The organism is Blautia sp. 1033sp1_1033st1_G9_1033SCRN_220408 (assembly GCF_040929965.1).
In the GTDB taxonomy this organism is placed as follows: Bacteria; Bacillota; Clostridia; order Lachnospirales; family Lachnospiraceae; genus Blautia_A; species Blautia_A ammoniilytica.
Genome location: NZ_JBFKZO010000032.1, coordinates 1 through 22,616 on the forward strand (window position 1 = coordinate 1; position 22,616 = coordinate 22,616).

A 22,616-nucleotide genomic window follows, 5' to 3' on the forward strand; every position below is an offset into this window, starting at 1 on the left:
TGCTCTTTCCACCATCCCTATTAACGGTTATAATGGAATATCATAGTGACTTACAACATTTATAGAAAGAGATTTACAATGACTACCTTACTTTGTCTTGGAGACAGTATCACAGATTGCGGACGGATTTTACAGACTCCGCCCCTGGGAAACGGTTATGTAAAACAATTATGGGATCAGTTATCCCCATTTTCCCCTGATCTTCAGATCATTAACAAAGGCATTGACGGATTTACCATTTCCCGGCTGCTGCAGAATACAGATTCTTACCTAGCGCTGAAGCCAGAGATTATTACCATTCTGATTGGGATTAATGACATTGGTCTAATGATGAACACCTGCCGTACATCCGCCTTGCAGGAACAGATGATGAATCGTTTTTCCAGAGATTATGACCAGCTGTTAGAGCAGCTGTATTCACCCCACCGGCAGATCATTCTTATGGAGCCATTTGTTTTTCCATGGCCTGCCCATTACCGTCTGTGGATTCCCTATGTCCGTCAAATGTCTTCCATGATCCAGGAAATAGCGCACACACGACGGCTTACTTACATTCTCCTGCAGGATGAACTGAACCAGGCGGCCCTGCGATACGGTATTGACCAGCTCACTACAGACGGCATACATCTGACCTGTACCGGTCATCACCTGATTGCATCAAAATTATGTGATACGCTGTATGACACAGCAGCGCAAAAACACAGGGATTAAAAAAAGATTGGAATGATATATTTATGAACACTAGCATAAAAAAAATCGAAGACATGTCTTTAAATGCATGGCCTTCCCACAAAATGGAACTTTATGACGGATGGATCCTCCGTTTTTCCTATTTTTATACACACCGAACCAACAGTGTGGAACAATTCGGCACTTCTACGTTATCCTGGAGGGAAAAAGTCTCTTTCTGTGAAAATGAGTACAGCCGTCTTGGCAGCCCGGCGATTTTTAAGATCAGTCCCCTGGTTTCCCCTGATTTTGATTATGTTCTTGAAAATCGCGGATATGAGATTCAGCATACCACAGACGTTATGGTAACAGACCTTTCTTCCACAGCAGACTTAAGTTATCCTTATAGCCAAGTAAATTTTACAGACGATATTCCAGATGTCTGGATTGAAAATCTTTTTGACTTGAAAGGAACTGCAAATCCTATCCACCGTGCAGTTGTTCCTTCCATGTATCACTCTATTGTAAAGGATACGATCTGTGCCTCCATCTGGGACAACGGAAAGATCATCGCTACCGGACTTGGCATTCTGGACCGGGATTACATTGGCATCTACGCCATTCATGTGAAAGAAGAATTTCGCCATAGGGGGTATGCCAGACAGATCTGTACCGGTCTTCTTGCCGAAGGACAGCAACGTGGAGCCAAGAATGCTTATCTTCAGGTTGTAAAAGATAATGATCCTGCCAGAGCATTGTATACATCCCTTGGTTTTCAATATATATATACTTATTGGTTCCGTGTCCAGCCAGTCACATCCAAATAAACAAAGTCGTTTTAGCGCATACAAAAAGCCGATACCTGATCGATCCAACAGTTTATACTGTGGAAAGGATCCTGTATCGGCATCTTATTTTGGGGAATCGTTATAGTTCAGCAGCCGAATAATTTCGGCATTTGTGTAGCTGTATTATTAAACGGTTTTCTTTTTCATTACTGCTTGAGCCACATCGCCTGCAACCATAGCTGTCAGCGGACTGAAATACAACAGGCAGGTAAGTACACAGTAAATCGGTATCATAATTGCAAACTGGATCAGTCTTCCCGGCATGATCGCATAGAAGTTATATCCTAACATGATTACCAATCCGGCAGTTGTAAGTACAAGAGAACTGAGAATCGCAGTCACAACAATAGACACACAGATCCCTACAGTCTTACCGGTTTTCTTTTTGTTTGCAATAAGAGGTCTTACCAGCGCTGGAAGCACGCCCCAGAGAATTGCAGCAACAGTAATAAATGGGTTCACAGCATATCCTTTCATAAAACATCCGATAATATCGGAAGCAAATCCACATACACCGCCTGCTACTGGTCCAAGCCATAATCCTGCCAGAATCGTACATACACTTCCTACTGAAATGCGATATGCTCCCAGGTCAATTACCAGAACTCTGGTAAGTACCAGATGCATGGCAACAAGAAGTGCCATAAATACCAATGTTTTTACGTTCCATGTTTGCTTTTTCTGCATAATAAAAACACCTCCATAATGTTTTTGATAATAGAGTAGTTACCATAAATAATAATCCCTCCACATTATGAGATGTTCTCATATGTAGCAACGGGTGCGGAAAATATATCGTAAGCAGCCTTTCGCATGCTTTTCGTTTCACGGCGACTCCCCAGCCAATGAACACTTAACGCATAAATTCCTACTTCGCTATTATTTATTTAATCGGATTATATCACAATATCTGGAAATTTCAATATGTTTTTGTTATAATATTAACGGATTTATTATTTTTTATAAGGATTTCATGTTCACAGCAATGGTCCACTGCTTCATTGGAGGGTTTCCATGAAAAAATTAATTTGTCTCTGTCTTTGCATATGCTGTACTGTTACTGCTGCAGGCTGCACTGCCGGAGATTTGGTTGAAAAATATATCTATCATCAGGATCCTGATACAGCTTCTGAAAATGTTTCTGACAAACCTCGGATTTATATGGACGAAGTCACCGGAATGCTTCAGGATTTTACAGGCAGTCAGCTGACATTAAAAACAGAAGAACAGACTTATACCTTTGATGTATCTCAGGCCACTCTGGAATGCTCTGACGGTATGATTTCCGGCGATGAGATCAGCGTGATCTATGAGGGACAGCTTTCTGATACAGGCAGCGATACCAGTACAGTAAAAGCCTTAAAGGTAGTAGATGAATTCCACAAAACAGAAGAACTGAAAGATCGGACTGCGCACTGTGCCATCGTCAGCCTTACCCCTAATACCATTACCATAAAAGCCAAAAACGGAAAGACAGCTACGTATCCTATCACAGGTACCCAGCAATATTACCAGAATGGCATTGCTGCCGGTAACTGGGTATATGTACATTTCAAGGGAAAATTCGGAAAATCCGGGGATGATGCTTCCAATGTACTTGATGCCAGCCATGTAAAAGTAGTCAGTATCTCTGACATAGATCCTATCCAGCTTCCGGATCCCACCCCTACCCCAGAACCATCTGCTGATCAGACAGAACCGGATCCATCCACTGTTCCCAAACAGTTCCGTGGTGTGATCCAGAGTATTTCCAATAATGTACTTCAGGTATTACCAAATACCTCCAGTACCAGCGTAGATCTGGATCTGTCCCAGCTGCCCTGTTATTTCCCAGGTGGAATCGCTCCTGGCTCAGGGGTTTCTGTTTATTACACAGGAGAAGATTTCTCTGGTGAATCCCTGGAAGGGATCTCAGTCAGTTCTGTATCCGGAGACAACCCGGATAACATGAGCCAGCATCAGATGAACTTTACTGTATCCGGCACAATCCTTGGTACAACTGCCAATACTGTTACCATCCAGACCGGAGACGGTGCGGTAGTCACCTGCCTGACTGAAAATGCTCAAAACACTTCCACTTCCGGCCTCGCTTTAGGTGCTGGCATCAACATTACCTTTGACCCTGCTCTTTCCAGAGAATCCAACATTTATACTTCTATAAAAATCCAGGACGCCTGATATCAGGCGTCCCTTTTAAATCTCTCACGGATCTCTTTCTCTCCCTTTGTAAGCCAGTCATCTATCTCCGCTACCTTCGCCAAAGTTCCAAGGATATCCAGAAATGCATGATATTCGTCCATAAGTCCCCATCCATGCGGAACCATATAAGCACCGCCATCACTTCCCAGTGCCACTTTCACGCCTGCCCGATAGGCCAGGCGCAGGTTTTCTTCTCCCTGTGCTGCAATCCTGGCAAGGATCTGGCTGTCATATCTGCCGCTACCCATAAGATTACGCACAGTAACAAGAGTAGGCACCCACACGGTATTGCTATCCGCCAGCATGGAAATCGTTTCTTCACTTATATAATTCCCATGCTCCACACTGTCTGCCCCGGCCTCAATGGCTGCTTGAACTCCGTAATCTCCATTTGTATGGCTCATCACTGCAAATCCCTCTTCATGGGCGATATGAACCATTTCTTTTACTTCTTCTTTATCCAGCGGCTGGCCGGTAATCTTCCCATGATCGTTAAAATCCAGAATCCCGGTAGTCATAATCTTAATAAAGTCCGCTCCCAGAGCCTTGGCATCCATCACCTTCTGATGATATTCTCTTAATGTATCAAATCCGCAGCCCACAATCCCACCATAGTGGCCATTCCTATGAATAGCAAATACCGGTGTCCTATAATCAATCCCGTATTCTCCTGACAATTCCTTCGCCCTTTTGGATACCATCCCTGCATCTCCACCATCACGGACAAACAAAATCCCCAGTTCCTGATACAGCCGAAATCGGCTCTGTATAACTTTATCCTTTACCCCATCCGCATGCAGATCCACTGCCCTGCGGTAATTCAGGCCATCCATAATCAGATGTGCATGACATTCTCCAAACATCTGTCCTCTCCTTACAGTTCCCTGAAAAACTCACGGATCTGATCCTCTCCTGCCTGGACAGAGCCTTGTACAAAGAATGGCTTGCCGCCGCCTCTGCCATTCAGGGCATTATTCATATCCTTTGTCAACTGGCGCAGATCCCCGGCCTTTTCTCCCATAGCATATTTACAGCTGCCATCTGCATTGGATGAAAAGACTGCACATCGGCCTCCACAGGTCTGCATCACTGCATCTGTCAGCTTTCTCAGACTATCAGCCTCCATATTCTGCTGGAACAGAAGTACATTGCCTTTACCTGCCCATTTATTTGCCTCTGCAGCAAACATCCCCTCTTCCAGAGACTGCACACGGCCTTTCAGAGAAAAATTCTCTTCCTGCAGCCGTTCTACTGCCTGTGCAGTCCGGTCACTTTTGGCAGACAAACGCATGGAAATCTGATGATTCTGGTCATCCACCTTATTCAGATAATCCAGTACACGGTGGCCGCAGATCATCTCCATACGCACTCCTTCCCGAAACTTCTCTACAGAAAGCAGCTTCACCATGCCAATCTCTCCTGTATATGCCACATGTGTGCCACAGCATGCACAAGTATCCACACCAGGGAAGCGTACGATCCTTACCTGTCCGTTAAGCTCCTTCTTGCTTCTGTAATCCAGTGTTTCCAGTGCATCTTTGTCCGGATAGAAAATCTCAACTGCAGCATTCTCCCAGATTTTTTGATTTACCTGCTGTTCTATCTCACGAATCTGAGCCTCTGTAAGTATACCGTTAAAATCCACAGTAATCACATCACTGCCCATATGAAAGCCTACATTGTCATATCCATATGCCTGATGTACCAGACCGCTAACCATATGCTCTCCGGAATGCTGCTGCATCAGATCAAATCTGCGCTGCCAGTTGATCCTTCCTGTGACCTGCGTTCCTGGTTCCAATGGTGCATCTGTATAGTGAAGCAGTTCTCCATCCTTCTCATGGACTTCTGTCACCTTCACTGAATCAAGAACTCCCTGATCACTGGGCTGTCCGCCTCCCTCTGGGTAAAAAGCACTTCTGTCAAGCAGAATCGCATATCCTTTCCCTGCAGCCTGACACGCCAACACCTGTGCCTGAAATTCCCTGATATATACGTCTTCATAATATAGTCTCTGTGTCTCTGTCATCTACTGTATCCTCCACTTTTGTCTGGCTATCTATCCTTCCGGCAGGACTACTGATACTTCTCCGTAAGACAGCTTGCTCTCACTCCCGTCAGCCTCCTTCACTAGAAGTCTGCCATCCGGGCATATAGCCATCGCAGTAGCTTTCCGAAGATTTCCAGAATCCTGAATCTGTATTTCCCTTCCCAAAATAAAATTCTGCTGTATATACACTTGCGAAAGGGATAGATCCTCGGTTTCCTTCAGCAGATGATTTACGATCTGTGCCATCAGCCTGTTCCTGTCTGCTCTGCCAGCCTCTTCCTCTGTATCATACAACGCTCCGGCAATATTTTCCAGTTCCTCTGGAATTTCTTCTCCGGGAAACAGATTCAGACCAATCCCCACAATAGCAGACTCAATATTCCCACTTTCAAAATCTGTCATTGCCTCTGTAAGTATACCGCAAACCTTTTTTCCGTCTTTGAACAGATCATTGACCCATTTAATTCCAAGAGATATGCCGCATACTTCAAGAACAGCCTTGTAAACAGCAACTGCTGCCGCAGTAGTGATCAAAAGGCTCTCCTGCAGAGACTCACCCGGATGAAGTACAACACTGAAATATAACCCAGCTTCCCTGGGTGAGCAAAAACTCCTGCCTCGTCTGCCTCTGCCCTCTGTCTGCTCCAGGGCAGCTACCAGCGAACCATGACCAGCATCTCCACTGACTGCTGCCAGCTTGGCTGCCTGATTAGTGGATGGGACGCTGTCGTACAATCGTACCATCACATCTGGATGATCCAGATAAAGCTTCAGCCCCTCTACAGACAGCCGGTTGCTGTCTGCTTCTAACATATATCCCTTATTAGGTCCAGCCTGGATCCTGTGTCCTTCTTCCCGCAGGGACTTAACGCCTTTCCAAATCGCTGCCCTTGTACAGTTCAGTTCCTGAGCCAGATGTTCACCAGACAAAACTTCCCCTTTATGCTGTTCTAAAATTTCTAATAATCGCGATTTTACTGTCATCCTGTTATCCTTCATAATGAGCCAGTGCCTTCTTCAGATAGTCTCTGTACTCACAACGTACATTCTCAGGGGATATGATCTCCACACCTGCCCCAAGACCTGCCAGCCAGCCAAAAAACTGCCCGCTTACATTCACACGAACCTTTATGGAAAAATGATTCTCATCTTTACCAATGATCATCGTGGACTGCCCGAAATGGTCAATCACCACCCCTACCAGACGATTCTCAAACTTCAGCCCCACTGCCTCTTCCCGGCCACCAAACATACCGAATGTACCTGCTGCAAATCTGGCCTCATCAAAGCTTTCAAAAAATTCTCTACCGTTGCGCGCTTCTGCCTCCAGCGATATCTTCAGCATCTTATCAACCCGATAATGCTTCACGATCCCGCTCTTCTCATCAAGTCCGATCAGATAATAATTCTCATCCTTCCAGATCATCTTCCAGGGACTGATCCTGTATCTTTCCCCATTACGCTTCAGGCTTAATTGCTTGGATAATGTCCACTCACAATACTGAAAACAGATCTGACGGTCACTGGATATCGCCTGATGGATCTGATCAATATTATGATAGATACTTTCATTCATGGACTTAACCCTGTTCTCTACCCAGACCTGTCTCTGCAGTTCCCTTGCCTGGTGTACACTGGCCAGACCTTCCAGCTTTCTGATCAGCTGTCTGGACTTCCCTGAAGTAATAAACTTGGAGGACTGTACCGCATCTACCAAAAGCTTAAGCTCTGCCAGTTCAAATTCTCTGTGTGCCAGATAAAAACCGGAAGGTTTCTCCCTTCGATTCACTATATCCAAGCCAAACACCCGCAAATTCTCTATATCGTCATAAACGGTCTTACGCTCTGCACTGATCCCTGCATTGGCCAGATATGCCTGCAGATCCTTCATTGTCATCGGATGCTCTTTGTCTGTACGTTCTAAAAATGCCTGCATTAAATATAATATTTTGATCTTTTGATGAAATGACTTCGGCATCTACACATCTCCTACTTATCTGTGAGCATTGCCACAACTCCAGAATATAATACCATAAATGCAAATATCAGGGCAATAACATCTGCGCCCTTAAAATCAAAATTAAATACCATGGCCCCTGCGATCATAATCTCCGCAGTCAAAATAATACCGAGAAACATAGCCATATTCCTGGAAAGCTTCTCTCCCTTTCTGTGTGCACCGGACTTCCTGGTCATACCGGAAACTGTCCCCTGTGCAAATGCCATCTCCCGTCTGCCTGTACTTTTCTCTGATCCCCACATATACTCTCTCCCCTTATTCCGCTTAATTTTCGAACATATTTTCAGAACATATTTTCTATTTATTGAGAGTATATCACATATTCAGTCCAATAAAACGGCATAAATTCTTCTTTTTCGAACATTTGTTTATTTCGTCAATAATCCACAATTTAGCTTCCGAATATTTGTTCGTTTTTTATGTATCACGGTACCAAGGTAGGATTGTTGTAGTGCATAGCACGAAACAATCCATAGGTATCATTGCCTTAGGCTTTTACCCACAACATCATATCAACTGTAATGCCTGCCACAAAAAAGATACGAAAAAGCTGCCAGAACCGTAGTCCTGACAGCCATAGATCGGTATCATCATAAAAACTGAACAAAAACAGAAGCTCCCACCACTGTAAGAAGTCCTGCCACTGCAATGGCCAGACTGCTCATAGCGCCTTCCACTTCTCCCATCTCCATCGCCTTTGCAGTACCAATGGCATGAGCAGAAGTACCAAGAGCCAGCCCTTTGGCGATAGGCTCATTGATCCTGGCAATCCGGCACACAGCTTCTGCGATCATGTTGCCCAGAACACCTGTAATAATGATCACTGCTACTGTAATGGTTACAATGCCCCCCAGTTCCTCAGATACACCCATTCCAATCGCTGTTGTAATGGACTTTGGAAGAAGCGTAACATACTCCTCATGGGAAAGCCCGAATAACCATGCCAAAGCAAGTACACTTACAAGGCTTGCCAGTACACCTGAAACAATCCCAAGAACCACAGCCTTGATATTCTTCTTCAGAAGATTCATCTGACGGTATAACGGCACTGCCAGACACACCGTTGCCGGGGTCAGAAGATAACTGATATATTTGCCTCCCTCATTGTAGGTATCATAATCAACACCAAGCAGGGAAAGCACACCCATCACACACAGAATCGCGATCAGCAGAGGATTAAATATGGCAAGTTTGAATTTTCTCTTCAGAAGCATGCCTGCTTCATATGCCACAAGGCTTAACACTGCACCTAAAAACACGGAGTTCTCTATAAAATTCGTCATTTGCTGTCATGTCCCTTTCTGTCTTTTTCAATTACAGTCTGCGTTACTCTTCCGGTTACTACCATCACGATCACTGTAGTAATCACTGTGATCATAACAACCGGCACCCAAATTGGCTGCAACACCCCCCAGGCATTCAATAATCCTACACCTGCCGGTACAAACATCACCGGCATGATCTCAATAAGAAAATCCGCCGTTTCCTCTACCTGCCCTACTTTTATAATACCAGTCATCAGCGCAGCCAGCATCAGTACCAGTCCATATACACTGGCAGGTACAGGCAAGGGAAGCAAGGCATGAAGCCCCTCCCCAAGAGCTGACAACAGTAAGATAATTCCAAATTGTCTTAAAAACTTCATTCTGTGCACACTTTCTTTCGTATATAATATAATTTTGTAATATTCAGAAATTCACGACAGCTTATTCTGTTACAACCTTTGTTGATGCCATAAGATCATCCACGATCTGCTGATATGGCTGGGCTTCCTCCAGAGTTGCCCGTCCCATCCTCTGCATTTTTGTAACTCCTGGATACTGAGCGGGTATAGATCTGGTCATCACCGAATCTCCATAAATCTTTATCATATCTCCATTTTCCAGTACATCTCCCTGGACCAGTTTTCCATTACGGTTATAGATCCCCTCAGATGGAATATCTGCCTTGAATACAGTCTTTGTAGTCATGTCCACAAATACCTGCTCCTTCAGTCCATCTCCTGCCTCTACACAGATCGCCCGGATTGCCTCCTGCTCCTGTCTGGCCTCATCTTCCTTATCTTTGGCGGCCTGCATAGATACCACCTTCCAGAAAGATCCGCACATAACTGCCATCACAGCCACCAGGATCACCATTCCAACAATAAATTTCACATCGGCTTTCTTTTTATTCACATCAGATTTCTTTTTATCCACATTGGATTCCTTTTTATCCACATCAACCCTCCTTATATCTGCCACAACTTTCTGCGTTTTTTTATTATACTCCGTCCCTTTTAAATTGCAACTGTGGGAATCACGATTTTTTCCACCTGATAGCTTCCATTTTCTACAATCATTACAGCCATGGTCACATCTCCTCCAAAACGGGAATGGCCGCAGCTTCCCGGATTCAGCCACAACCGGCCATCAATTATTTCCTGGAAATATTTATGGCTGTGTCCAAAAATAACCACCTGTCGGTCTTTTAGATCCCAGGCCACATCTTTTTTATTGTGCACCATAAAAAAGCGGACACCTTCAATCTCAAACCACAGACTTTGGGCAAGCGGACGCTGCCAGCTTCTATCATTATTTCCCTGAACTGCATACAAATCCCCCATTACCCGCAGTTGATCCAAAATTCCAGGATCTGTCACATCTCCTGCATGCAGAATATACCTGCAGTCTTTCAGATTCTCCACAACTTCCTGCCGCAACAGGCCATGAGTATCTGAGATAATACCAATTTTTACCGTCATTTCCCCTTATTTCCTCCTGGTTTTAAGACATAGCTTTACAGTTACGTATTCCTTATTTCTGCTCAGTTTCCGAATTCTATAGTCCCATACGCTCCATCATACCCAGGATGACAGATCACATTTCCCCTTCGGATACATCCAATACTTTCACTAAGCAATTCGCCGCCTGTTTTTTTAAGGTCTTCCAGCGGAACCTGCCGTAAAATGTCAAATTCTGATCCCAGACTTTTCAACAGTTCCTGGTATTTTGCCTGAACCCTTTTACTTGTTGGTGAAAATCCCATAACCTGACTGATCACTTCCGGCAAAGGCACCAGTTTCTCAAAGTGTCTGGCATTCTTTGGTACAAAGCCTTTTTTCCTATCCGCCAGTTCCTGTATCCTGTGTTCTACGCCAATCGTCAGCTTTTTCCCACAAACCGGGCAAAGCCCATGGTATTGCTCTGTTTCCTCAGGGCTTAAGCAGATCCCACATTTTCGGTGTCCATCGTAATGGTACTTTCCTTCTTCAGGAAAAAATTCCAACGTTCCGTCAAGCCCCTGCCCCTTCTGGATTGCCTGATACAGTCCCTTATAGGATCTGTCTATATCCAGAAGATTTGCCTCCCGCCCCAGCTTTCCCGGAGAATGAGCATCCGAATTGGAAATAAGCTGATAAGCATCCAGCGAGGATAATTGCCAATTCATAGCCGGATCTGAAGATAACCCCGTTTCCACAGCATGCACATAAGGTGTCAGATCGCCAAAACATTCTTCCATACTTTGAAATCTGGTAAATGCACCAAATACTGAATAATGCGGTGTCCATATATGTGCAGGTACCAGCATTCCCTCCGGACAGATATCCAGCATAAGCTCAAGAAGATCATGGCTGTCCAGGCCCAGGATAGGTCTTCCGTCTGAATGGATATTTCCGATCTTTTCAAGTCTGCTTGACAGCTGATCTGCTGCTTCCAGCCCTGGAAGTATAATTACATTATGAACTCTTCTTGACTTCCCGTACTTTTTATAAACAGAACTGATCTCCCCGGTGATCACAAACCTGGGTGCTTCTCCCGGATACTTTCTGGCCTCCAAAGCCACATACTCCTCTTTCAAACGGTACAACCCATCCTCTGCAGGAATCAGTTTTTCCAAAAGTTCCTCTCTCCATGCAAAATGGGTAAAATCTCCTGTTCCAATAAGACTGATCCCCTTTTTTCTTGCCCAAAGATCCAGATTTTCCGGATTTCCGTCTTTACTGGTTGCCATAGAATATCTGGAATGGATATGCAGATCTGCGATCATCTTCATTTTGCTTTCTCCTCTTCAAAAAACCGCCGCAGGCACATACCTGCGACGGTTCTTCATCATTTCTGATACATCTGTGAATGCCCTGGCAGCTCACTTCTGCCTTGTGCATCTATTATTTTGCTTTTACTGTTTTTACTGCGGAATAAGCTGCATATACATCTACACCAGCCTCGTTTGTCTTATACGCACGTACTTTGTAGTAGTATTTCTTTCCAGCCTTTACAGTCTTGTCTGTAAGCTTCACAGTAGAGCCCTTTGTGATAGTAGCCAGCTTGGTATATCCGCTGCCCTTCTTTGTGGAACGATATACTTCATATCCAGCTGCTCCTGTAACTTTCTTCCATTTCAGGGTAACTTTGCCCTTTGTTGCTTTGCCGGAAGTGATCTTTGTCTTTGCAACTGTTACATTTGTTACAGTTGCTGCTGCAGCTGCACTGTTTCCGCTTTCGATAGTCTTACCGCTGTCTTTAACCGCATAAGCAGTACCATTCTTAACAGCAACTACATAATAGTAGTACTTAACGCCTGCCTTCGGTCCTTCATACCATGTCTGCTCAATGCCATCGCCATTCACATATGATACTTTTCTGTCAGTGGTGGTGGTAGCTGTCAGATCCTCATCAGAAACCTTATAACCATATTTGGAATTAGCATCAACAACCCAATTGTCCAGCCTATTGGCATATCCATATGAATATGAATATGTCTTGGTATCCTTGTTATATGTGGATGCAGCTCTTGTAGTTCTGTATACTTCATAGTAATCAGCGCCTGCTACCGGATTCCATTTAACAGTAATGCTTCCGTCTGCTTTATTTACAGTCGCCTTTACGCCTGTAGGTGCTGCCAGATATGGATCTACCTCAAAGCTGTAGTCCTCAGTGTAGGTCTTCGGGTTACCGTTCTTATATGCACGGATCCTGTAAGTATCTGTCTGTCCATTTGCTGCCGGGAAGGTAAAAGAAGAAGTTGCTGCCCTTGTAATAGTCTTATATGCTTCCCATACGCCTGTATCCTGATTTTTCTTCTCAATCAGATAGCCATTACCAGCATAAACCGGATTCCAGGTAAGTTTTAATGTACCATTTGCATTCTGCTTGCTGGAAACAATCCATAATGCAAAATCTAATGTACAGCTATCTTCGTCTTCAATATAGTATTTCTTTCCATTTACAACTTTGTATGCACGTACTTTAAATCTGTAATCCTGTCCTGCAGCAAGACGTTTCACAGTGTAGGTCTTTGCGGATGCTTTCTTGATGTCTTTTACAAGTGTCCACTTTTCATAGGTATTGGTTCTTCCCTGGTCTGCGCTGTAGCTCTTTCCATAGGAATCTGTTACAGTACGGAATACCTCGTATCCCTGTGCGCCTTTCAGCTTATTCCAGGTAAGCTTTACAGATGTCTTACCTTTTGCAACTGCTCTCACATTCAGATTGCCGCCCCAGGTAAGAGTTGTATAAGTCTTCCATGCACCATAAGAAGTCTTGCCTGTCTTCTCGCTTACATAGTAAGCACGTACACGGTAAGTATAAGCAGTATTAGGTTTCAGCTTCTTATCTGTGTAAATACCATTTGTAGTCTTTCCAAGATTCTGGTATTTCTTGCCAACCTTCTTCTGGAACTGATATCCTGTTGCGTAAGAAGGATCCTCTGCAGTTGCAGTAAGAGTAATGCTTGTAGAAGCAACCTCTGCAGTTACGTTTACATCAGAAACCTTTGGAGATACGGTTACAGTATTGGAAAATGCTCCATACCATGTCTCATCTGCCTTATTGGAATCTTCAAGGCTGCTGTCTTCACTGTATGGTCTGATACGTACATAGTAAGTATAGCCTGGCTCAAAATAACTGTTATAGAGAGTAAACTGTTCCTCGCCATCGGAATTTGTTCTCAGCTTGGTCAGTGAAGGATTATTTGAAAATCCAGGATCCTTGGAGATCCACAACTGGATACCGCTGTTTGGAAGCTTAATATTTCCAGTATATTTGAAAACATATCCGTCTTCTGTCTTTTCAGCAAGAACCAGATTGGATGCGGTAGGCTCTTTTGCTTTGACAATCGTAACGATATTGGACGGTGTACCATACTCTATACCCTTTGCGCCATACTTATAAGTAATGGCTCTTACATAATATGTCGCACCTGTTTCCATAGAATATTTTGATACATAAGTACCCTTAGCGCTGCTCTGTACATCCGTTACAAAGTTTGGATCCTTGGACCACTGAAGTTCCCATTTATCATCTTCTTCAAGCACCGGATCAAAACGGAAACTGTAGGAATCTCGTCCTTCGTTGTACATGGTCAGACCTGTAATTGTTTTAAGTGGATCTGCCTGTTTTGCAGTATAGGTGAATGCAATTACATTAGACCAAACGTCCTTGCCCTGTGCATCTGTGAGGGAATTACCATTTACACGGTTGATCACACGGAGATAATAGGTCTTTCCGCTTTCAAGATCACTCTTGGAAATAGCCAATGTAGTCTTGGATGCATCTGCATATGCATCCTCCCATTCCCATTCATACAGATTTGCATAATCTGGATCGGATGTGTACTGTCCATGAACAGATCCTGCTGTAACAGCACCATCATATGCAAAATACAGATTATCATCATCCTCAGATGCATATCTTAAATTGGTAAGCTGTACAGGAGCATATGTTGCAGGAACTGCGTAAGCTACCGGATCAGACCACTCACCAACAGTCTCTACAGCCTCTGCATTTGGAGTTGCAGGATCCTGATAACGGTTCACTGCACGTACACGGATATTATAAGTCTGTCCAGCTGAAAGAGATTTAAGAAGTACCTTCTTCTCTGCATCTGCATATATACTCTCGTAATCAGAGCCATCTGCTGCAATCTTATATGCATACTGTCCTGCCAGATTAGTCACGTCATATGATGGCATTGCACTGGCCCAATCCTTAGAAGCATATCTAAACACATATTTGCCAGTCTTGCTGTCCGTGGAAACATATCCATACTCATTCCCGGCTGCATCTGTTACAGCAAATTCATATTTGTATGCACCCTCTACTGTATTCCAGCGAAGCACCGGAGAAGACACATAATCCTTATCTGTGTCAATATAAAGACCGGTTACCTTAGCAGGTGTGCCAGGAGTACCAACCTGTACATCTGCAGTATCTACGGTTGCCTCCTCGGATACATGATCAGAGAAAACATCCTCTGTTTCTGCCGCATCGCTGCTGAACTCTGTTGCTTCTTCTACTGCCGGCTCTTCCTCTACATCCACCGGTGCCTCTGTCTCTTCTGGCTCAACTGCTTCTACTGCCACATCGCTGTCTGTAAAATCAGCAGCAAAAAGTGTGCTAGGAACAGATGTCATAGTCATTGCTGCTGCAATGGCAATTGCCAGTGATCTGTTAAGAGTCTTAAGATCTTTCTTCATTACTTTCCCTCCTAGAAAAGAATTCTGCATAGGTATCATCTTGCATACAAATCTGCGGACATACAATTATTATATGATCCACATTTCTTTCATATGTCTACAAAATGATCCTCCTGCATTTAGTGTAAGAATACCATTTTATCCCAGCTATTTCAAGTATTTTCATGCATTTCAACCTATTTATACAAAGATTCACTGTGTACATTTGTAAATTTGGGGTAAATATCTAACATTTCTTTTAATACAGTGAATAACCCAAAACCTTCTTAATCTATGAAGGCCCGGCGGATCCGTTCCAGTGCCTCTGTCAGAGTCGCCCTGGGACAGGCTACATTCACTCTCTGAAATCCACGCCCCAGATCGCCGAAGATCGTCCCGCTGTCCAGCCACAGACCGGCTTTGTAGATGATCCGATGCTCCAATTCCTCCACAGATAGTCCTGTTTCCCTGAAGTCCAGCCATACCAGATAGGTTCCTTCATGGTCTGTCATCTTCACGCCTGGCAGCTTTTCTTCCACATATTTTCTGGTAAATTCAATATTTTCTTTCACATATGCATGCATGGCTTCATACCACTGACTGCCCTTTGTGTATGCAGTTTCACAGGCCACCAGCCCAAGGATACCCAGCTGGCTCATGCCAGCTGCGTCCATCTGCTTCCGGAACCTGCGGCGCAAACCTGGATTGGGAATAAAAATATTGGAAATAAGCATACTTGCCAGATTAAAGGTTTTGCTTGGCGCTGTACAAGTAACCGTAATATCCTCATATTTCTTTTTCAGCCCTGCAAAAACCTGATGTTTTCCCTTGAACACAAAGTCCTGGTGGATCTCATCGCTGACTACCGTTACTCCGTATTTCACACAAAGATCTCCCACACGGATCAGTTCGTCTTTCGTCCATACCCTGCCTACCGGGTTATGGGGATTGCACAAAAAGAAAAGCTTTATCTTTTCATCTGCGATCTTTTTCTCAAAATCCTGAAAATCCATATGATAGCGGTTATCTTCTCCAAGGTACAGATCATTGCTGACTACCTTTCTGTTATTATCCGTGATCACTTCAGAAAACGGATAATAAACCGGAGACTGGATCAGTACACTATCCCCCGGCTCTGTATAAGCTTTTACAGCCATGGCAAGAGCAAACACCACGCCTGGCGTCTTTACAAGCCACTCTTCCCTGGTATCCCATCCATGACGTTCCCGGATCCAGTTATGTACTGCTTCAAAATAAGGTGTTTTCACTTCACTGTATCCAAAAATTCCCTCTTTTGCACGTTCTACAAGTGCATCCTCTATATAAGAAGATGTTTCAAAATCCATATCTGCCACCCACAGTGGCAGCACATCTGCCGGCATACCCCTTTTTTCTGCAAAGTCATACTTCAGACAATTGGTGTTTTTTCTGTTAATGATCCTGTTAAAATCAAGATTTCTCTCTGGCATAAAGTTCTCCTTCTGTTTCTTTGAATACTTTTTCCAGTTCAGCGATCAGGTCTTTGATATTTTCAATACCAACAGATAAACGCAGGGTTGCTTCGGTGATCCCGTTCTTTTCCCTGATCTCTTTTGGAACATCTGCATGGGTCTGTGTAGTTGGATAAGTGATCAATGTTTCCACTCCTCCAAGACTTTCTGCAAATTTAATCATACGGACATTTTCCAGAATTGCAAGAGCAAATTCTTTACTTTCCAGTTGGAAAGTAAGCATTGCGCCAAAGCCTCTGGCCTGCTTTTTCATGATCTCATATCCAGGGTGCTCAGGAAGTCCCGGATAGATCACTTTGGTCACTGCTTTCTGTTTTTTCAGCCACTGTGCAATGGCAATGGCATTTTCCTGGGCTCGATCCATACGCACCCCCAAGGTCTTGATCCCCCGAAGGAGCAGCCAGCTGTCCAGCGGAGCCAGCCCGGCGCCGGTTGTTTTGATCAGAAAACGAAATTTCTCACTAATGTCTTCCCTGTTTGTTATCAGAAATCCGGCAAGTGTATCGTTATGTCCACCCAGATATTTGGTACCGCTGTGTACCACAATGTCTGCCCCAAGATCCAGCGGATTCTGGAAATACGGGGATAAAAAGGTATTGTCTACAATAAGAAGAAGATCATGCTTTCTGGCAATCTTAGAAAGTGCCTGAATGTCTGTTACATTCATCATCGGATTGGTAGGTGTTTCAATATAGATGGCTTTTGTGTTTTCCTGAATATAATCTTCCACATTCACCTTATGACAGTCCACTCTGGAAAAAGAAATTCCGTTCTTGGAAGATACATGGTCAAAAAGCCGGATGCTTCCTCCATACAGATCTGCATCTGCGATCAGGTGATCTCCTGGCTTAAAAATCTCCATCAATAGAGAGATTGCTGCCATTCCTGAAGAAAAGGCCAGTGCATCAATGCCGTTCTCCAGGGATGCCACCACCTTTTCCAGATGCTCTCTTGTTGGATTCTGTAATCTGCTGTAATCAAAACCTGTACTTCTGCCCACTCCTTCATGTGCATAGGTTGCTGTCTGGTAAATCGGATAGCTGATGGATCCATAATTGTTACAACAACCTTCCTCTTCTTCTAAGTGAAGACACTTTGTTTCTATTTCTCTCGCCATTTTAATTCCTCTTATTCCTATCAATTTTATATTATTTATAAGCTGATATAATGATAGCAAAGGAAAAATGGTTTGTATAATTCATTTTACCTGTTATTACTTATAGTTTTTTCCTTATCCCTTTTGGTATTGTGAAGCTTTCATTACCAAAAAACACCTGGCGGAAAACCGAAGTTCTCTGCCAGGTGCCTCTGCTGAGCCTACTTTACAGTTACCTTCACACTCTTGCGAAGTCCATTCTGGGCATAACAGTAAATCGTACACTTGCCTTTTCCCTGGGCAGTGATCACTCCCTTACTGTTCACCGTTGCTACCTTTTTATTACTGCTCATATAACGCAGTACAGCCACATGTTTTACGACTTTTCCATCTGAATTCACTACACTGGCCTTAACGGATGTCTTCCTGCCCTTTTTCAGGGTAATGCTTTCTTTCTTAACATTAACAGCCGTTACTTTGCTGAACTTGCCGCCGGTTGTTGGAATATGCATAGCCGGTGTTTTAGAAAGAATGGTCTGTTTGCCATTTACCGTCTTGTATGCAGTCACATAATACTTGTAATAAGTATTTGCCTTAAGATCCTTGTGGGTCCATTTGGTGGTGCTTCCTTTTACTGTTTTCAGAAGTTTGTAATCTTTGCCGCATTTGCTTCCGTAAATCTTATATCCGGAAGCGCCCTTGATCTTATTCCATTTTATAGTTATAGATGTCTTCTTGCTTGTAAGTCTAGAGAGATGAACCGGAGCCTGTGCCGGTACAGGAGTCGGTGTTGGAGGTGTCACTGTAGGCGTAGGTGTTGGGGCCGGAAGTGCTGCGAGCACCTCTGTTTCCTTATATCCGCATACCGTACATGTGCGTTCCTTTTCTCCCGTAACTGATACAGCAGCTTCCTTTACAATCTTCCATTCACCGAAGGTATGGCCTTTGGACTCTGTCGTCTCACCATCCAGATTGCAGATCTGCCAATGTGCCTTATCATCAAATTTCCATGTATATTCGTGGTCCTTTTGGGAAATAGTGAGCACCGTATCCTTCGTTGCAATAAAAGTGCCGCTCGTGACTGTAACCACTACTTTGTACTCGCCTGGCTCTGATACCTTACACTCTGCCTCTGTCAGCCCATCAAGTAAAGTACCATCCTTGTACCACTGATAAGTTAATTTTGCTGTGCTTATTTCATGAGATGCCCGGGCAGTCAGTGTTACAGGTAAGGTAAAGCAGCTGTTCTCCCGGTCTGCTGTTAATGTTACAGACGGAGCATTCAACGACCAATTTTCGTACAGCCTGATACTTTCGGTGATCTCCATATCCGGCGTCCAGTCATGATCGTCAACATCTACCCATCCTTTGAACGTATATCCTGGAAGCTCTGTCTGAGCTGGGATTTCTGACGGATCCACTTTATTTCCTGGTAAGATATATAAATTTTTATTTCTTCGATAATACCTGTCACCCTGTTTTTCTGTCCAGTAGAAAGTAACCCTTACTCTTTCTACCCATGTCAAGGTCTGCCCGTTCAGCTTTAATTCGGAGCCAAATCCTTTGTCAACGGTAAAGAGTGATGCATCCGGTGTTAATCCATCCTTCCATTTCACTGCCACCACACCAGGCTCACAATATGCGCCTTTCATCTCCACAGGATTAACTGGTGTAAAGGTATCATCAACCACTACCTTGGGGCTGCACACTGGATCAGAATAATCCATCAGCATCACATATCCTTTAATCTCCGGTGAACCGCTAAGATGCAGGGTTGGGAATTTCACATTCTCATCAAATTCAGAATAGCAGACCAGATCCAGGGTAATGGCATTTTCATCCACGTTTTCGCCTTCTCCTGACATATTGCCGCTGATCTTGCCGCCACTGATCTCCAGATCCATATTCAGATGAGCGATCACCTGTCCGCTGCCATCATAATAATCATTCGGATACCACAGACTGGCGCAGATGCCTGCTCCCATACGGGCTGCCGCATTCCCTGTGATCTCTCCGCCGGTCATCTTCAATGCATCTATCACTTCTGTACTCTGCGTAAAAATGCCACCGCCTGTAAACGTCTGGTTATTGCAGATCCGTGCGGCAGTCAGCTCAATGCTGCCATTAAAGGCATGAACACCGCCGCCCATGCCGCCGGTAGAACCGATCACTTCTCCATCTTCATCATATTTAATTTGTGGTTCAGCCTTATTTCCCTGTATGGTACCCTTGCCCAACAGAGCTCTCCCATCACCTAAATAAACACCGCCGCCCTGGCCATAAACATCATTAAGAGTATCTGCAGTTGCAGTATTCTTTTCGATCACGCAGGGCTGGCCATCCGGTTCTGTACAATCCATCTTAAGGTCTGAACCCCATAGATAAACACCACCGCCGTCACCGGCTTGGTTATCCGCAATACGGCCGCCGGAAAGCGTCACGGTGGAGCCGTTTTCCCCATAGATGCCTCCGCCATGCCTTGCTTTGTTACCGGAGATCTGTCCGCCACTCATGAAAAAACGAGCCTTATATAAATAAATGCCGCCACCGTAATGTGCAGTATTCCCGGTAATCGATCCGCCACTCATCTCCGCTGTCCCATACCATACAGTAACCAATGCGGTCTGTTCATCATAATTCGTCCTGTCAGCTCCCTGGATCGAGCCACCGTTTATCCTCAAAGTAGCATACGTATCATACGCACCAGATTCTTTATTTGTGTAAATTGCATGCTTGACCTTCGCGTCACATACCAGCGTAGTACCTGTTCCTATGGTCAGTACACCTTCACCTGTTTTTTCCAGCAGAGTCTTGCCAAGCCAGGAACCCCCGGATTCCTTGATATTGCTGATATTCACTTCATCAAGTGCCAGGCCAGTACCTTTTAAGATCTGTATCATTGGTTTAGATTCGTCATCTGCCAAAGTATCTGCCGGACGAATCGTTACTTTCGACCAACGATGATCCTTTTTGTCATTCAGCGTAAGACTGCTTATCAGATAAATCGTTCCATTCTCCTCAATCAGGGATAAAGCCTGATCGATCGTCTGAACAGCCTGATCACTGGCTTCTCCGCTGTTGGTATCTGAACCGCCAGCAGGATCCAGATATACCTTGCTCAGACTTCCATATTGAATATCCGTTGTCGCTTCTCCGGAAGAGAATTCCTCTATAACAGTTCCATCGCCAAACAGAACATCTGTCTCTTCATTCCCCTCCTGGATCTGCTGAAACGGCTGTTCTTCATCCTCGCCAACCTCCTGGAAGATGTCTTCTGTCTCAGGCTCCGCCGGCACATCTGTGACGGTCTCTTCATCCGCAGCCACTTCATAGACTTCTTCTGCAGCCGCAGAAAAACCACCCATGGTCGTTATCACAGCTGTACAAACCGCCAAAGCAATCATTTTTTGAAGTCGTTTTCTCTTCATACCTTCACCTCTTTCTTTTTCTTCCTATTCCTTTTCAGTTTCCTTTTTCCGGTTTTCAGTTGCCAGGTTCCCTGGTTCCTGGTTTCAGACGCATCAGTATATATATTTCCATCCTCCGAGAAATATTACTGCTACTCTCTGCATGTATATTTATTATATCTAAATCTCATCCGATTTTCAATCATTTTATGTATTTTATCGCTTTGTTTCTGTATTTGTATTCATTATAAAATCATTTTTATATACAATAAGCACTTTAATTGTATAATACTTGATTTTCATGTATTGTTTATATAGTTAGAACTATACTTAATATTCATTTCATTTGTACAATATTTCTGCAATACCTCAAAATCTGTGAACCATTGACAACGCCTCAGCTTCTTTGCATAATATGATTACAGTGGCAAGTGCAAAGTACGGAACAATCCATATAAGCATGATTTTTTATATTACCAGAGCATTTGTCCCCAAACCATTCAAAATAGCATTGGCGACAATCGCAGATAGTATTGATGAAAATTGCAAATCATATTAACGGAAATCGCAAATCGTATTGGAGGAAATCTCAGATGAATATTACTGTCTATCTTGGTGCAAATAAAGGAAATAACCCACGGCTGCAAAGCGCAGTCCAGGAATTGGGACAATGGATCGGTACCAGCGGAAATGCACTGGTCTACGGTGGTTCCAAATCCGGGTTGATGGGTGCAATTGCCGACAGTGTGTTGAATGCAGGCGGTGAAGTAACAGGTGTTGAACCACAGTTCTTTATTGACAGCGAGATCCAGCACGATGGATTGACCAAACTGATCGTGACTAAAGATATGACAGAGCGTAAGACTAAAATGATCCAGCTGGGAGACGCCTTTATTGCGTTCCCCGGAGGAACAGGAACACTGGAAGAAATCTCCGAAGTCATGTCAAAGGTATCTTTAAAACATCTGAACGCCCCATGCATTCTCTATAATCTGGACGGTTATTATAATGGTTTAAAAATGCTTCTGGACCATATGATTGAAAATGAGCTTTCTTCCAGAGAACGGCAGGAAGGGATTTATTTTGCTGAAAGCCTTGAGGATATTAAGCGGATTTTAGAATCAGACCGTGAAAAAGAGAACACGGAAACCATTTATCAATCCTGAAAAGCTGATTTTTCAAGCTATATAACTACCGGATGTTATGGCATTGATCAATGATGTATCTGCAAGGTCGAAAATTCAGCGAATGAAGATGCGTTTTGACAACAGAAAACATCCTCAAGTATAAGAAGAAGCAAGCTGATGATGTATTTTTGTGTAGAGAAGTATCTTCATCCTAAAAAACAAGCAAGTTGCAGATGAAATTGAGCATGATTGGC

18 protein-coding genes, 1 pseudogene and 1 riboswitch are annotated in these 22,616 nt (G+C 43.9%); of the genes and pseudogenes, 4 read left to right on the forward strand and 15 right to left on the reverse strand.

Features of this window, described 5'->3' with window-relative positions; all coding sequences use genetic code 11:
* Positions 1-78: 78 nt before the first annotated feature.
* On the forward strand, positions 79-711 hold the full coding sequence (locus tag AB5916_RS16220) for an SGNH/GDSL hydrolase family protein (RefSeq protein ID WP_368191844.1): 633 nt from the start codon (positions 79-81) through the stop codon (positions 709-711).
* Between the two features lie 23 nt (positions 712-734).
* A complete protein-coding gene (locus tag AB5916_RS16225) occupies positions 735-1,496 on the forward strand; it encodes a GNAT family N-acetyltransferase (RefSeq protein WP_368191846.1) in 762 nt (253 codons plus the stop codon).
* Between the two features lie 147 nt (positions 1,497-1,643).
* Here AB5916_RS16225 and AB5916_RS16230 read toward each other — a convergent pair whose 3' ends face one another.
* Complete coding sequence (locus AB5916_RS16230; RefSeq protein WP_158422764.1) at positions 1,644-2,204, reverse strand: folate family ECF transporter S component; 561 nt, start codon at positions 2,202-2,204, stop codon at positions 1,644-1,646.
* Positions 2,205-2,290: 86 nt separating this feature from the next.
* Positions 2,291-2,395, reverse strand: a riboswitch (THF riboswitch).
* A gap of 136 nt (positions 2,396-2,531) precedes the next feature.
* Between AB5916_RS16230 and AB5916_RS16235 the strand changes: the two genes are divergently transcribed.
* Positions 2,532-3,695, forward strand: coding sequence for a hypothetical protein (locus AB5916_RS16235; RefSeq protein WP_368191848.1), 1,164 nt, complete (start codon positions 2,532-2,534; stop codon positions 3,693-3,695).
* A 2-nt stretch (positions 3,696-3,697) separates the two neighbouring features.
* Here the strand turns inward: AB5916_RS16235 and AB5916_RS16240 are convergent, their stop codons facing one another.
* The 14 genes and pseudogenes from AB5916_RS16240 to AB5916_RS16305 form a co-directional block, all read right to left on the reverse strand.
* A complete protein-coding gene (locus AB5916_RS16240) occupies positions 3,698-4,579 on the reverse strand; it encodes an amidohydrolase family protein (RefSeq protein WP_368191850.1) in 882 nt (293 codons plus the stop codon).
* 11 nt (positions 4,580-4,590) lie between these two features.
* A complete protein-coding gene (locus tag AB5916_RS16245; protein ID WP_368191852.1) occupies positions 4,591-5,745 on the reverse strand; it encodes an alanyl-tRNA editing protein in 1,155 nt (384 codons plus the stop codon).
* A 30-nt stretch (positions 5,746-5,775) separates the two neighbouring features.
* The gene (locus AB5916_RS16250; protein WP_317258473.1) at positions 5,776-6,765 is read right to left on the reverse strand and encodes a biotin--[acetyl-CoA-carboxylase] ligase; all 990 of its coding nucleotides are present in this window, start codon (positions 6,763-6,765) and stop codon (positions 5,776-5,778) included.
* A complete protein-coding gene (locus tag AB5916_RS16255) occupies positions 6,755-7,744 on the reverse strand; it encodes a YafY family protein (RefSeq protein WP_173726794.1) in 990 nt (329 codons plus the stop codon). The genes AB5916_RS16250 and AB5916_RS16255 overlap by 11 nt, the downstream gene beginning before the upstream one ends.
* An 11-nt stretch (positions 7,745-7,755) precedes the next feature.
* Positions 7,756-8,028 carry a hypothetical protein gene (locus AB5916_RS16260; RefSeq protein ID WP_158422759.1) on the reverse strand — a complete coding sequence of 91 codons (273 nt, stop codon included), beginning with the start codon at positions 8,026-8,028 and terminating at the stop codon, positions 7,756-7,758.
* 348 nt (positions 8,029-8,376) lie between these two features.
* Positions 8,377-9,069, reverse strand: a complete 693-nt coding sequence (locus AB5916_RS16265) for an LrgB family protein (protein WP_173726793.1) — start codon at positions 9,067-9,069, stop codon at positions 8,377-8,379.
* Positions 9,066-9,431, reverse strand: a complete 366-nt coding sequence (locus AB5916_RS16270; RefSeq protein WP_158422757.1) for a CidA/LrgA family protein — start codon at positions 9,429-9,431, stop codon at positions 9,066-9,068. The genes AB5916_RS16265 and AB5916_RS16270 overlap by 4 nt, the downstream gene beginning before the upstream one ends.
* A 61-nt stretch (positions 9,432-9,492) precedes the next feature.
* Entirely contained in the window at positions 9,493-10,005 is a 513-nt protein-coding gene (locus AB5916_RS16275) for a hypothetical protein (protein WP_368191855.1), read from the reverse strand.
* A gap of 59 nt (positions 10,006-10,064) precedes the next feature.
* Positions 10,065-10,529 carry a metallophosphoesterase gene (locus tag AB5916_RS16280; protein WP_368191857.1) on the reverse strand — a complete coding sequence of 155 codons (465 nt, stop codon included), beginning with the start codon at positions 10,527-10,529 and terminating at the stop codon, positions 10,065-10,067.
* A gap of 74 nt (positions 10,530-10,603) precedes the next feature.
* Positions 10,604-11,821 (reverse strand): annotated as a pseudogene (locus AB5916_RS16285) (endonuclease Q family protein); the annotation flags it as partial.
* 112 nt (positions 11,822-11,933) lie between these two features.
* A complete protein-coding gene (locus tag AB5916_RS16290; RefSeq protein WP_368191858.1) occupies positions 11,934-15,242 on the reverse strand; it encodes a hypothetical protein in 3,309 nt (1,102 codons plus the stop codon).
* Positions 15,243-15,508: 266 nt separating this feature from the next.
* Positions 15,509-16,690: a MalY/PatB family protein gene (locus tag AB5916_RS16295; protein WP_368191860.1), complete on the reverse strand. Its 1,182-nt coding sequence runs from the start codon at positions 16,688-16,690 to the stop codon at positions 15,509-15,511.
* On the reverse strand, positions 16,671-17,849 hold the full coding sequence (locus tag AB5916_RS16300) for a PLP-dependent aspartate aminotransferase family protein (RefSeq protein WP_368191862.1): 1,179 nt from the start codon (positions 17,847-17,849) through the stop codon (positions 16,671-16,673). The genes AB5916_RS16295 and AB5916_RS16300 overlap by 20 nt, the downstream gene beginning before the upstream one ends.
* A 200-nt stretch (positions 17,850-18,049) precedes the next feature.
* Positions 18,050-21,256 (reverse strand): right-handed parallel beta-helix repeat-containing protein, encoded by a 3,207-nt coding sequence (locus tag AB5916_RS16305; RefSeq protein WP_368191863.1) that lies wholly within the window; start codon positions 21,254-21,256, stop codon positions 18,050-18,052.
* A gap of 572 nt (positions 21,257-21,828) precedes the next feature.
* Between AB5916_RS16305 and AB5916_RS16310 the strand changes: the two genes are divergently transcribed.
* Entirely contained in the window at positions 21,829-22,401 is a 573-nt protein-coding gene (locus AB5916_RS16310) for a TIGR00730 family Rossman fold protein (protein WP_368191865.1), read from the forward strand.
* Positions 22,402-22,616 lie beyond the last annotated feature (215 nt).